This window comes from Ornithinibacillus halotolerans (assembly GCF_014637405.1).
Taxonomy (GTDB): domain Bacteria; phylum Bacillota; class Bacilli; order Bacillales; family Amphibacillaceae; genus Ornithinibacillus; species Ornithinibacillus halotolerans.
In genome coordinates this window covers 70,989-83,099 of the sequence record NZ_BMEY01000019.1, presented here as the reverse complement: position 1 = coordinate 83,099, position 12,111 = coordinate 70,989, and the positions used below count along the sequence as shown (strand labels likewise).

Here is a 12,111-nt window from a genome sequence, read left to right as displayed (position 1 = left end):
TTTAGAATCAGTGTGTGGATGTGGTGCGTAAGGGGAAACCATTCAGTGGGCCTTTAAGGCCAAGGCCGGTAACAGAGGCTTCAAGCCGCAGAGCAAACCACCAGTTCACACTGGTGGTTTTGATTTTCTAAAAAAGAAATAAATTTTGTATGTATTCGAAGGATTTGAACACTATTTTAGGGTTCTAGCTTCTTAAGATATACACCTCACTTATTTACTATTGTTACTAGTTTTCAAGGATTAATCATTTTTTAAAAAGTATGTCCATATAATGTAACAGTTCGGTTTTGATTGAGGGTGAGTGAAGCTAAATGGATGTTTATTTTTCTTCTAATAAAGAAGTAATCAGTTTTTGTGAGCAATTATTTATTTATAACAAGCATATTGAATTACATTGGAAAACAAGTGAAGATTGGGGGAATCATTTACACATAACGTATCAGCAACTCGAGCATGATTTAGCAGACTCCGTTGCTAAATCAATGGTTGATGTTTTTATTACTCATCGATTATCCAATATGATAAAGGGGATAACGAAAGATTATTATTACTATTCTAATGAAGATGAGATTGAAAAAATATTAGACCTTACCCATTGGCTGATTGCTGGTGAGGATGATGAAAGTATGCAAGTAAGAAATGAAAAGGATGATCCAACGCAGTTGTTGTATTCTTTATTTATTTCAAATATAAAAAATACATCTACATTACATTTCGACTCTATCGTAAATTTTCGTCTAAAAGTATTTAAAGATTATCTCGTCAATATTGTAGGATTAGCAATTGATGAATACAAAAGGGAAGAAGAACATCAGGAATTTGTAAACATGCTTAGAGAATATATTTTAAAGAAAGAACCTAGCTATAATATCGTTCATATTTTACAAGGTAAATCTTTTTCTTTTTTTAAGGAAAGCGGAAAACAATTTTCTCGGATGGAATTAAGAACAGTCATGCAAAATGCTCCACTTTACATAGTTGGTTTAGATGAAGATGAGTGGAATTTAGCACCTCTAATTGCAATGGCTCCAAAGAGAATTAAGATTTATGGAGATCTTCCATCTGAACCTAAAACATTAACTGTAATTAATGTGTTTCAGGAAAGAGTAGACTTTGAACCAATTCAAAAGTTTCCATTTCCTACTTATTCAAAAAATCAATAACAATACTTGATTATCCTTACAAGAAACGCTATAATGTGGATTATATTCATACTTGATCTGTAAGGATAAGGACATGATCATTTGATACCAATTATGATTAGAGAGGGAAGTCATGGGCTGAAAGCTTCCTCATAAAGGCCAAATGATTACCACCTTTGAACTCTATCATTGAACATTTTAGTAGATGGTAGCGTATATCTGCGTTAAAGATTAAAGCCGTAATATTATTAATTACGGGAATTAGGGTGGAACCACGTGACCAACGCTCGTCCCTTTGCAATTTAGTGCAGAGGGATGGGCGTTTTTTTATATTACAGAGCAAAAAGAAAAAAAGGAGTGTTAATCATGGCTAATATTACAATTGTGTTCCCTGATGGAGCAAGTAAAGAATTCCCTCAAGGGACAACTGGAGAAGATATAGCTGCATCCATTTCACCTGGATTAAGAAAACAAGCATTAGCTATTAAATTGGATGGTAAGCTGTATGATTTACGACGTGAATTAGACGAAGGTGGAGCAATTGAAATTATCACGTATAAAAACGCTGAAGGTGTTGAAATTGCAAGACACTCGACAGCCCATTTGATGGCACAAGCTATTAAACGACTGTATAAAGATGTTAAATTTGGTGTTGGTCCTGTGATTGAAGAAGGATTCTACTATGACTTTGATATGGATGTAAAGATAACACCTGAAGATTTACCGAAAATTGAGAAAGAAATGAAGCGCATTGTGGATGAGAACTTAGAGATTGAACGTATCGAAGTTTCTCGTGACGAAGCGAAAAACATGTTTTCGGAAATCGGTGATGATTTAAAACTGGAATTAATTGATGCAATACCAGAAGATGAGCAAGTGACTATTTACAAACAAGGCGAGTTTTTTGACCTTTGTCGTGGTATTCATGTCCCATCAACTAGTAAATTAAAAGCGTTTAAGTTACTAAGTATCTCCGGTGCATATTGGAGAGGCGATAGTAATAATCAGCAGTTACAACGAATTTACGGTACTGCATTTGAAAAGGCAACTCAAGTTGAAGAATATCTTCAAATATTAGAAGAGCGTAAAGAGCGTGATCACCGTAAACTAGGTAAAGAATTAGGTATTTTTACTGTAAATCAAAAAGTAGGTCAAGGCCTACCACTTTGGTTACCTAAAGGGGCAACAATTCGTCGTCAAATTGAACGTTATATTGTAGACCTGGAAGAGCGTTTAGGCTATGACCATGTATATACACCAATTATGGCCAATGTGGAATTATATAAAACAAGTGGCCATTGGGATCATTACCAAGAAGATATGTTCCCTACGATGCAAATGGATAATGAAGAATTAGTACTTCGTCCGATGAACTGTCCACACCATATGATGATTTTCAAAAATCAATTATGGAGTTATCGTAATCTACCTGTTCGGATTGCAGAATTAGGTACTATGCATCGATATGAAATGTCTGGGGCACTTGCAGGACTACAACGTGTACGTGGTATGACACTAAACGATGCTCATATTTTTGCTCGTCCTGACCAATTAAAAGAAGAATTTATTCGTGTTGTTGAATTAATTCAACATGTATATAAAGACTTTGGTATTGAAGATTACTATTTCCGTCTATCGTATCGAGATCCAGAAGATAAAGAGAAATATATCGATAATGATGAGATGTGGGAAAGAACACAAGGTGTCTTAAAAGAAACAATGGAAGATATGAACTTGGAATATGTGGAAGCAGAAGGCGAAGCTGCATTCTATGGACCAAAACTAGATGTCCAAGTAAAAACAGCATTAGGTAAAGATGAGACATTATCAACTGTTCAAATAGACGTATTATTACCAGAACGCTTTGAACTATCCTATATCGGAGAAGATGGAAAAGAACATCGTCCAGTCGTTATTCACCGAGGCGTTGTATCTACAATGGAACGTTTCGTCGCATTCCTACTGGAAGAATATAAAGGGGCATTCCCAACTTGGTTAGCACCTGTTCAAGCGAAGATTATTCCAGTTTCTCCACAAGTCCATTTAGATTATGCGAAGAAAGTAGCTGAAAAGTTACAATTTGCTGGAGTTCGCGTTGAAGTAGATGAGCGTGATGAGAAGATCGGCTATAAGATCCGCGAAGCACAAACGGAAAAAATTCCATTTGCGCTAGTTGTAGGAGATAAAGAAGTTGAAGAAAATGCTGTAAATGTAAGGAGATATGGTGAGCAAAAGTCAGAGACACTTTCATATTCTGATTTTGAACAACTAATTAAAGATGAAATTGAAGAGAAAGTATTAAGAAAGAAAAAGTAAAGTTTTAAGAATTAAAATTAGTGTATAATAGAATGGACTATCAAATAGAAGTATTTGATAGTCTTTTTTTGTAAATGAATGATAATTAAAGGTGATTTTTTAAAGAAGGAGTAAATGATTGATGAAAAATCAAAATTTGGTACCTCATTTATGGTTTGATAAAGAAGCTAAAGAAGCGGCAGAATTTTATGTTTCTATTTTTCCAGATTCAAGTGTTACTAATAATGTAACACTGAATGATACACGATCTGGTGATGCTCCTATCGTATCGTTTAAGTTATGGAATCAAGAGTTCATGGCGATTAGTGCTGGACCATACTTCCGATTTAATCCATCGATTTCATTTACAGTTATTTTTGATCCATCACAAGATGAAAATGCAAGTGAGAAAATGGACGAGATATGGAATAAATTAGCTGAGGATGGGAAAGTGTTAATGCCACTTCAACAATATCCTTTTAGTGAAAAATACGGCTGGATCCAAGATAAGTATGGATTGTCGTGGCGATTAATGCTTACTAAATTAGAAGATCGCTCAAGAATAATGCCTTCGTTACTTTTTGTCGGAGACCAATATGGTAAGGCGTATGAGGCAATGAACTTTTATTTATCTATCTTTTCGGATTCCGAACAAGGGAATGTTGCTCGTTACCCTCAAGGTATGGAATTTGATGAAGAAGGTATGATTATGTTTTCTGATTTTAGGCTTCTTGAGCAGTGGTTTATTGCCATGGACAGTGGCATGGAACATTCATATCAATTTAATGAAGCTATTTCTTTCATGGTGAATTGTGACACACAAGAGGAAATTAACTATTACTGGGATAAATTATCTGCTGTTCCTGAAGCAGAGCAATGTGGGTGGTTGAAAGACAAGTTTGGTATATCATGGCAAATTGTACCGACTGCAATGGGTGAGATGATGTCAACTAGCACACCTGAGCAAATAAATCGTTTAAATCAAGCAGTACTTAAAATGAAGAAAATTGATTTACCAACATTACAAAGAATTTACGCTAATAAATAATCTTGCTTTATCTCTAGGCTTTTCATATTTGGACGAATAGTGTATACTAATAGATGAAACATGGGTTGACAATATATTCAATTCTATGGTAATCTATAAAAGTTGAATATAATTGAATGATCTGATGACAAGTAGAGGCACCCGCTTCTCACCTGCACAACGCTGTTAAGTAGTTGGCTGGTTCACATCTTTTGTAAACTAGAGGACGTGTGGGTGCATTTGTGCGCTCACATTTTTTTGTTTAATAAAAAACTTGTCAGAAAATAGATCGAAACCCTAAATAATTTGGAGGTGGCTGGCTATTAGCAAAGATATGAACGTTAATGAAAAGATTCGTGCGAAAGAATTACGATTGATTGACGCAAACGGTGATCAACTTGGAGTGAAATCACGACAAGAAGCATTAGAATTAGCACAAAAAGCTAACTTAGATTTAGTTTTAGTGGCACCTAATGCAAAACCACCTGTTGCTAGAATCATGAATTACGGTAAATTCCGTTACGAGCAGCAAAAGAAAGAAAAAGAAGCTCGCAAAAATCAAAAAGTTATTAACGTTAAAGAAGTACGCTTTACACCTGGAATTGGGCAACATGACTTTGATACAAAGTTAAAGAATGCTCGTAAATTCCTTGAAAAAGGTGATAAAGTTAAAGCAGCAGTTCGTTTCCGCGGACGTGCGATTACCCATAAGGAGCTTGGCCGTGAGGTATTAGATCGCTTTGCAAAGGAAGTAAAAGACATTGCAACAGTGGAATCTCAACCGAAAATGGAAGGTCGTAACATGTTTATGATGCTTGCTCCAATCAATGAAAATAAGTAATAAATATTTATGCATTCGAGGAGGAAATCAACATGCCAAAAATGAAAACTCATAAAGGTTCTGCTAAACGTTTCAAAAAAACTGGTAGCGGAAAAGTAAAAAGAGCTCACGCATACACAAGCCATATGTTCGCTCATAAATCACAAAAACAAAAACGTAAATTACGTAAAGGTGCACTAGTTTCTTCTGGAGACTTCAAACGCATCAAAGCAATGCTTCCTAAATAAGAAGTATTACAATTAAAATTATTAGCGAATAAAATGAATAGACATACTACGTATAAGTACTAGGAGGGAATTACTATGCCACGTGTTAAAGGTGGAACAGTTACGCGCGCTCGTCGTAAACGCGTACTTAAATTAGCAAAAGGTTACTACGGTTCTAAGAGAACTTTATTTAAAACAGCAAAACAACAAGTAATGAAATCAGGTCAATATGCTTACCGTGACCGTAAAAATAGAAAACGTGAATTCCGTAAGCTTTGGATCGCTCGTATCAATGCTGCAGCACGCATGAACGATCTTTCTTACAACAAATTAATGCACGGATTAAAATTAGCAGGTATTGAAATTAACCGTAAAATGCTTTCTGATTTAGCGGTAAATGATTCTCAAGCATTTGCTCAATTAGCTGAAAAAGCTAAAGCTGCATTAAATAACTAATTTATTATGAGGTGATGAGGGTATTTCCCTCATCACCTCATTTTTGTTTGTAAAGAACGAAAGATAAATATTAGAATCTTTAGTTACGGTTAGAGGGAAGTATTATCAAAGTAGAAACGAGTGATAAGTCCAAAAGAACATGCCGAGAGAAGTCCTATCACGGTAGAAAAGAAGGTTAAGGCCCGAAGAACAGCCGAGAGAAGCATTCTCACGGTAGAAACGAGCGTTAAGCTCCAAGGAACAAGCCGAGAGCAGCCTTATCACGGTAGAAAAGAAGGTTAAGGCCCGAAGAACAGCCGAGAGAAGCATTATCACGGTAGAAACGAGCATTAAGTCCCAAGGAACACGCCGAGAGCAGCCCTATCACGGTAGAAAAGAAGGTTAAGGCCCGAAGAACAGCCGAGAGCAGCCTTATCACGGTAGAAACGAGCGTTAAGCTCCAAGGAACAAGCCGAGAGCAGCCCTGTAACGGTAGAAACGAATGCAAAGCCCCGGCAGAACAGCCGAGAGCAGCCCTATCACGGTAGAAAAGAACACTAAGGCCCAAAGAAACAGCCTAGAGAAGCATTATCACGGTGGAAACGAGCATTAAGCGCCAAGAAACATGTCAAGGATAGTATTTCCACGGGGTAGCAAGCAGGAAAAAACAATTTAAATAGAATTTGAATTATATAGGAGATGAGTAGATGGAATTAATTTTTTACATAGGTTTTGCTAATTTATTAGGTTTTGTGTTGATGGGAGTGGACAAAAAGAAAGCAAGAAATAATGAATGGCGTATACCTGAAAGAACACTCTGGGGAGTAGCATTATTAGGTGGGGCAATAGGTGCATTTCTTGGAATGAGGGTATTTCGTCACAAAACAAAGCATACATCATTTCGGATAGGCTTACCATTAATAATAGTTGTTCATATTGTACTATTTAGTTATTTTTACATGTCATAATAGCTCGTCTCTTGTCATATACATGTACTATTAGTTCATGCAATTATACTTCTTATTATGTAAAAGAAGGAGGCAACTTATGGAGATATTCGGAAATTATCTTATGGCTATTGTCCAGACCGGAGGATTATTCGCTCCATTATTATTTATTGCGGCCCACTTAATTCGTCCTCTATTCTTTTTACCGGTAGTTTTTATTTGTGTATCTGGTGGGATTCTATTTGGAGTGTTCTATGGGGCAATCTATTCTATTTTCGGAATTACTTTATCTAGTATAATGTTTTATTTTGTAATTAAATGGATGCCCAAAGTGTCGGAACGATTTCTAAGAATGAAACAAAAATTAATAGGTAAGCATACGGAATTAACCCTTACACAAATATCTTTATTACGACTTATTCCATTTATACATTTTCACTTGCTGTCATTATGTATTATTGAAATTTCTTCTAGCTTTAAGGAATACACCAGAAATTCCATACTCACCAATATACCTTTAGCATTAGTTTACACAACAGTTGGAGGCTGGCTATCAAGCTTATCCCCAATGCATATCCTCATATCACTATCTGCACTACTCCTCTTAATATATGCTCTTAGAAGAAAGGAAATTGTTATTAAGTGGGAAGACTTTTTTCAAACAAGTTCGCCTTAATACTAAATAAAGGCTTGGGGAATCGTATTCCCTAAGCCTTTAATTGTTTAAAAGTAATTTATTTATTGGATGCTTCCAAGTTACTTTAGCGTGTGGATATCGTAAAAAAAGTTCCTTTTCTAAGAAATAAATATCATCTCTTGTTAGTCCTTGTAATTCGAGTGGATCATGAACCGTAACATGGATATCAACTATTTGAAAAGAGTCTTCAGTTGTACCTACATATTTTTCACCCTCGAATTGACAGCCTTTATACACAAAATGTAAATTCTTTTTACTGTTGTCTTGTTCATCTAAAAGATAGAATTCTTTTGTTCCTTTTGCATTTTCCAATTGCCTTTGTGGATTGCGAAAGTATTGTATAATAGAATAGACAAGTAAAATAATAGCAGCAATAATTAACACTCGAAACATAATTACAATCATGACCATCGTCTCCTAAGCTCTGGTTATTATTATCCTCTACGTAATGGTCGTTCACAAGGTTTCACTTTTTTTGTGAAAAATATATTACAATAATATTATTATATGTTTTTGAGTATTAACAGGTAGAATTGAGGGATAAAAAATGAATTATAAATTGAAAATAAAACTTGTACATGAAGATGCGAAACTACCTTATCGTGCAAATGAAGGAGATGCTGGATTAGATTTATTTTCTATTGAGGAAAAGATCATTGAACCTGGTGCAACAGCGTTACTAAGAACTGGAATCCAGATGGAATTACCGAAAGGAACAGAAGCTCAAATTCGGCCAAGAAGTGGACTAGCATTAAAACACTCGATAACCCTATTGAATACACCTGGAACAATTGATGAAGGGTATAGGGGAGAAATTAAAGTAATCATGATAAACCATGGTAAACAAGCATTCAAAGTGGAAAAACATATGAGAATAGCACAAATGGTTATTGCTCCTGTACTACATGTTACTATGGAGGAAACAGACGTACTTTCTACCTCAGACAGGGATTCTGGTGGTTTTGGTTCATCTGGTCAATAAGTTCTAATTAGAAAGGGATAATAATATTCAAAAAATAAAATTCACGTTATACTAGATAGAATACTAAATATTGGAGGTAAGCAAATGGCTCATTTAGATGAAACATTAACAATGCTAAAAGATTTAACAGATGCTAAAGGCATCTCTGGACATGAAAAAGAAGCAAGAGACGTGATGGAGAAATACATAAGCCCTTACGCAGATGAAGTTTTTACTGATAATATCGGCAGCTTAATTGCAAAAAAAGTTGGGGAAGAAAATGGTCCTAAAATAATGGTTGCTGGCCACTTAGATGAAATTGGCTTTATGGTAACAAGAATTGATGAGAAAGGCTTTGTTTATTTCCAAACTATTGGTGGTTGGTGGAGCCAAGTAATGTTATCACAACGTGTAACGATTATGACTTCAAAAGGGGACGTGACAGGAGTTATTGGTTCAAAACCACCTCATATCCTTTCGGCAGCAGAACGTAAAAAGCCAGTTGAAATTAAAGATATGTTTATTGATATTGGTGCATCCAGTAAAGCGGAAGCAACAGAATTCGGAGTAAGACCAGGTGATTCAGTTGTCCCATACTTTGAATTTACACCGATGAAAAACGAAAAGTTATTATTAGCAAAAGCTTGGGATAACCGCATTGGTTGTGCAATTGCTATTGAAGTATTAAAGCAATTAAAAGGTGAAAATCATCCAAATGTTGTGTATGGAGTTGGTACCGTACAAGAAGAAGTTGGTCTACGAGGTGCTAAAACTGCAACACATGCAATTAAACCAGATATTGGTTTTGGTGTCGATGTTGGTATTGCTGGAGATACACCAGGTATTAAAGATTCAGATGCAGATAGTAAAATTGGTGAAGGGCCTCAAATAGTGCTCTATGATGCATCAATGATTTCTCATAAAGGTGTTCGTGACTTAGTGGTTCAAACTGCGGAAGAAAATAATATTCCATTCCAATACACTTCTATTGCAGGTGGAGGAACAGATTCAGGTTCTATTCATTTAACAGCAAATGGGGTACCGTCCCTATCAATTACAATTGCAACACGATATATTCATTCTCATGCAGCAATTCTTCATCGCGATGATTTTGAAAATGCCGTTAAATTAATTGTTGAAGTAATTAAGAAATTAGATCGTGAAACAGTAAATGAGATTATTTTAAGTTAATAATAATGAAAAACACGCACTGTTAAATATACAGTGCGTGTTTTCTATGATATACATTCTTCTTAACTAAAGTAATTCGTTAAAACTTTTTTGACGTAGTTTTGCGTTTCCTCAAAAGGTGGAATTCCATTGTATTTGTCTACATTTCCGGGCCCTGCATTATAAGCAGCAAGAGCAAGCTCCAAATTACCATTGTAGCGGTCGAGCATTTGACGTAAATACTTTGTACCTCCATTGATATTATCCTGAGCATCATAAGAATCCGTAACACCTAACATGTTTGCAGTTGCTGGCATTAATTGCATTAATCCTTCTGCCCCAGCGCTACTCTTAGCAAACTGATTAAAGTTAGACTCTTGTTTAATAACAGATTGAATAAGTTTCTCGTCGACTTGATATCGATTGGAGGCTTCTGTAATATACGCACTGTAATTATTCTTGTTCGGTAGTAAATCAACATTCACTTGTCCGACTTTATGATTAAGTGCAAGTGGTGAAAGTTGAGGCATGTTCGTTTGTTTGTTATTTTGTACAGCCTCTGTTAGTGAATTTTCTAGAATTTGTTTAAAAGCTAAGTCAATAATAGGAGATTGATTATTCATTGAATTATTACTTGAATTTAAAATTGACATAGCTTGCTGCTGTATTAGTATTTGTATTTGTCTGATGTCCATATAAATCGCTCCTCTAACTCTACTCTATTCTACTATAAATTATAGAAATAGTAGATTAAAATCTATTCTATTTATAATAAATTACTAGTAGTGATTAAATTGTAATATGCTAGAATAGATTTAAATAATCAAATTATCAGACTGTATGTAAGGTGGTAAAAATGGATATTAGAAAAATTGTTAAAACCGCAGGAGCATACGTTATATACAATGAATGTTTTATCTTTCAAGTTGGACCAACAAAGGACGGTAGCAAACTTGGTGTTGTACGATTAGGTGGACATACTGAGGATTATGAGAACTCATTAGACACAGCGAAACGAGAAGTTTTGGAAGAAGCGGCAGTCAATTTTGCACCAATCAATGCTCCTACTACATATTATTTAAACAATTGGGCGGATGAACCATCTCATGTAGAAGTTCAAGATCCAATAAGGCCTTTATTAATTAAAGGAAATGAAAAGGAATCATATACTGTTATGTATATTGGTTATTCGGATGCGGAACCATTTCCTTCTTCTGAGACGAGTGGACTTTTATTTTTATCTCCAGAAGATATCCTCCATATATGTAGTAGAAGATTGACGTTGAAAGAATTCACTAAACATGGTGGTCGGGCAGTTCTAAAGGAAAAAGTTGATGAGAAGTTACTTTTAGAAGCTTTTCCGCAGCTTCAATTTTTATCTAGGTTGATTAAGAAAGAATCTGAGTGGATAAATAGTTTACTAGCTAAATAAGGTGAGAGGCGTAAGAGATAATTTATCAAATGGGGTTATATGGAGAATAGTATAATTCTAGAAATTACTAGTAATGGGAAGGTCGATCGAAAAAATGTTAGAGATAAGACGAAGTTTGGAAACCGATCTCAAGAAGCTTTTGAAAATACAAAAAGAAGCCTTTGCTAAGGATTTATTAACATATCAAGACTATCAGACGAGCCCTGTTAATGAACCACTTGAAAGACTGCTTGCGAAAATTAACCAATTTTTACATTATACGATTCTGTTAGAACAGGAAATAATAGGTGGTATCGATATTCGAAATCTAGGCGATGGTAGGTATCGTCTAAACAGAATATTTTTGGCGGGTGCCCATCAAAATAAAGGATTTGGAACTCATATAATGCAGTTAATCGAAAATGAGTTTCCAAATGCAAAGACCTGGAATTTAGATACACCACATTTAAATATAAGAAACCAACATTTCTATGAAAAACTCGGATATAAAAAAGTTGGAGAACATCACGTATCAGATAAACTAACTCTGTTTGATTATATTAAAGAAATTGAAAAGTGATTACGAAAAATGAGGCTAGGGCTAAATTTCTAATTTTAAAGCCCAACAATTCGATACATTAGCTCCGGAAATATACGTAGACTCCTTGAAAAAAGAAAACCACTTTTTTCTGCGTGCGATGAATTGCTGCCGAAGCGTTCCTTGTCCAGCGGGAGGATAGGCTTAGGTGAGACCCCGTTGATGCACCTGCGTCTGCAAGTCATGCTTCGAAGAAAGTTTCCTCGGTGCAAGGCAGCGAAGAAGCTTATTCAAGTAGTAGCCTGGCTCACCAGCCGCCCACGGCAAGGTAGACACTGCGATGGTTCTTTCGAGCAGATGTCGCCCCTGTACTCGAAAGTGAAAGCGCAGTATATTTCCGGGGCGGGTTAGATGCACTTACTTTAATGTTCGGTTTTACCC

Annotated in this window: 14 protein-coding genes and 2 other annotated features; of the genes, 12 read left to right on the top strand and 2 right to left on the bottom strand. The window is 35.5% G+C overall.

Annotated features, from left to right (window positions below; genetic code table 11):
* Positions 1 to 311 precede the first annotated feature (311 nt).
* The 8 genes from ytxC (at position 312) to IEV35_RS15925 (ending at position 7,569) form a co-directional block, all read left to right on the top strand.
* Positions 312 to 1,163 (top strand): putative sporulation protein YtxC, encoded by an 852-nt coding sequence (ytxC, locus tag IEV35_RS15960; RefSeq protein WP_188385668.1) that lies wholly within the window; start codon positions 312 to 314, stop codon positions 1,161 to 1,163.
* 53 nt (positions 1,164 to 1,216) lie between these two features.
* Positions 1,217 to 1,440, top strand: a binding site (T-box leader).
* A 68-nt stretch (positions 1,441 to 1,508) separates the two neighbouring features.
* Positions 1,509 to 3,458, top strand: coding sequence for a threonine--tRNA ligase (gene thrS / locus IEV35_RS15955; protein WP_188385667.1), 1,950 nt, complete (start codon positions 1,509 to 1,511; stop codon positions 3,456 to 3,458).
* Positions 3,459 to 3,579: 121 nt separating this feature from the next.
* On the top strand, positions 3,580 to 4,485 hold the full coding sequence (locus IEV35_RS15950; RefSeq protein WP_188385666.1) for a VOC family protein: 906 nt from the start codon (positions 3,580 to 3,582) through the stop codon (positions 4,483 to 4,485).
* Positions 4,486 to 4,608: 123 nt separating this feature from the next.
* Positions 4,609 to 4,730 (top strand) — a sequence feature (ribosomal protein L20 leader region).
* Positions 4,731 to 4,798: 68 nt separating this feature from the next.
* On the top strand, positions 4,799 to 5,305 hold the full coding sequence (infC, locus tag IEV35_RS15945) for a translation initiation factor IF-3 (protein ID WP_188385665.1): 507 nt from the start codon (positions 4,799 to 4,801) through the stop codon (positions 5,303 to 5,305).
* Between the two features lie 32 nt (positions 5,306 to 5,337).
* A complete protein-coding gene (rpmI, locus tag IEV35_RS15940; protein ID WP_188385664.1) occupies positions 5,338 to 5,532 on the top strand; it encodes a 50S ribosomal protein L35 in 195 nt (64 codons plus the stop codon).
* A gap of 75 nt (positions 5,533 to 5,607) precedes the next feature.
* Positions 5,608 to 5,967, top strand: a complete 360-nt coding sequence (rplT, locus tag IEV35_RS15935) for a 50S ribosomal protein L20 (protein ID WP_188385663.1) — start codon at positions 5,608 to 5,610, stop codon at positions 5,965 to 5,967.
* Positions 5,968 to 6,653: 686 nt separating this feature from the next.
* A complete protein-coding gene (locus IEV35_RS15930; protein ID WP_188385662.1) occupies positions 6,654 to 6,914 on the top strand; it encodes a DUF1294 domain-containing protein in 261 nt (86 codons plus the stop codon).
* Between the two features lie 79 nt (positions 6,915 to 6,993).
* Entirely contained in the window at positions 6,994 to 7,569 is a 576-nt protein-coding gene (locus IEV35_RS15925) for a TVP38/TMEM64 family protein (protein ID WP_188385661.1), read from the top strand.
* Between the two features lie 39 nt (positions 7,570 to 7,608).
* Here IEV35_RS15925 and IEV35_RS15920 read toward each other — a convergent pair whose 3' ends face one another.
* Complete coding sequence (locus tag IEV35_RS15920; protein WP_188385660.1) at positions 7,609 to 7,995, bottom strand: sigma-w pathway protein ysdB; 387 nt, start codon at positions 7,993 to 7,995, stop codon at positions 7,609 to 7,611.
* 142 nt (positions 7,996 to 8,137) lie between these two features.
* Between IEV35_RS15920 and dut the strand changes: the two genes are divergently transcribed.
* On the top strand, positions 8,138 to 8,572 hold the full coding sequence (gene dut / locus IEV35_RS15915) for a dUTP diphosphatase (protein ID WP_188385659.1): 435 nt from the start codon (positions 8,138 to 8,140) through the stop codon (positions 8,570 to 8,572).
* A gap of 84 nt (positions 8,573 to 8,656) precedes the next feature.
* On the top strand, positions 8,657 to 9,742 hold the full coding sequence (locus IEV35_RS15910; protein WP_188385658.1) for a M42 family metallopeptidase: 1,086 nt from the start codon (positions 8,657 to 8,659) through the stop codon (positions 9,740 to 9,742).
* A 62-nt stretch (positions 9,743 to 9,804) separates the two neighbouring features.
* On the opposite strand, the gene IEV35_RS15905 is transcribed toward IEV35_RS15910, so the two are convergent.
* Positions 9,805 to 10,416 carry a lytic transglycosylase domain-containing protein gene (locus IEV35_RS15905; protein WP_188385657.1) on the bottom strand — a complete coding sequence of 204 codons (612 nt, stop codon included), beginning with the start codon at positions 10,414 to 10,416 and terminating at the stop codon, positions 9,805 to 9,807.
* A gap of 161 nt (positions 10,417 to 10,577) precedes the next feature.
* Here IEV35_RS15905 and IEV35_RS15900 point away from each other — a divergent pair, with 161 nt between their 5' ends.
* Both IEV35_RS15900 and IEV35_RS15895 read left to right on the top strand, forming a co-directional pair.
* Entirely contained in the window at positions 10,578 to 11,153 is a 576-nt protein-coding gene (locus IEV35_RS15900; RefSeq protein WP_188385656.1) for an NUDIX hydrolase, read from the top strand.
* Positions 11,154 to 11,226: 73 nt separating this feature from the next.
* The gene (locus IEV35_RS15895; protein ID WP_229740773.1) at positions 11,227 to 11,712 is read left to right on the top strand and encodes a GNAT family N-acetyltransferase; all 486 of its coding nucleotides are present in this window, start codon (positions 11,227 to 11,229) and stop codon (positions 11,710 to 11,712) included.
* The last annotated feature ends 399 nt before the right edge of the window (positions 11,713 to 12,111 follow it).

Excerpts from the sequence above, each read along its gene's own strand:
- infC (WP_188385665.1), top strand. The coding sequence starts at position 4,799 with ATGAACGTTAATGAAAAGATTCGTGCGAAAGAATTACGATTGATTGAC.
- IEV35_RS15900 (WP_188385656.1), top strand. The coding sequence starts at position 10,578 with ATGGATATTAGAAAAATTGTTAAAACCGCAGGAGCATACGTTATATAC.
- thrS (WP_188385667.1), top strand. The coding sequence starts at position 1,509 with ATGGCTAATATTACAATTGTGTTCCCTGATGGAGCAAGTAAAGAATTC.
- IEV35_RS15905 (WP_188385657.1), bottom strand. The coding sequence starts at position 10,416 with ATGGACATCAGACAAATACAAATACTAATACAGCAGCAAGCTATGTCA.
- ytxC (WP_188385668.1), top strand. The coding sequence starts at position 312 with ATGGATGTTTATTTTTCTTCTAATAAAGAAGTAATCAGTTTTTGTGAG.
- dut (WP_188385659.1), top strand. The coding sequence starts at position 8,138 with ATGAATTATAAATTGAAAATAAAACTTGTACATGAAGATGCGAAACTA.
- IEV35_RS15950 (WP_188385666.1), top strand. The coding sequence starts at position 3,580 with ATGAAAAATCAAAATTTGGTACCTCATTTATGGTTTGATAAAGAAGCT.
- rplT (WP_188385663.1), top strand. The coding sequence starts at position 5,608 with ATGCCACGTGTTAAAGGTGGAACAGTTACGCGCGCTCGTCGTAAACGC.
- rpmI (WP_188385664.1), top strand. The coding sequence starts at position 5,338 with ATGCCAAAAATGAAAACTCATAAAGGTTCTGCTAAACGTTTCAAAAAA.
- IEV35_RS15910 (WP_188385658.1), top strand. The coding sequence starts at position 8,657 with ATGGCTCATTTAGATGAAACATTAACAATGCTAAAAGATTTAACAGAT.
- IEV35_RS15920 (WP_188385660.1), bottom strand. The coding sequence starts at position 7,995 with ATGATTGTAATTATGTTTCGAGTGTTAATTATTGCTGCTATTATTTTA.
- IEV35_RS15895 (WP_229740773.1), top strand. The coding sequence starts at position 11,227 with ATGGGAAGGTCGATCGAAAAAATGTTAGAGATAAGACGAAGTTTGGAA.
- IEV35_RS15925 (WP_188385661.1), top strand. The coding sequence starts at position 6,994 with ATGGAGATATTCGGAAATTATCTTATGGCTATTGTCCAGACCGGAGGA.
- IEV35_RS15930 (WP_188385662.1), top strand. The coding sequence starts at position 6,654 with ATGGAATTAATTTTTTACATAGGTTTTGCTAATTTATTAGGTTTTGTG.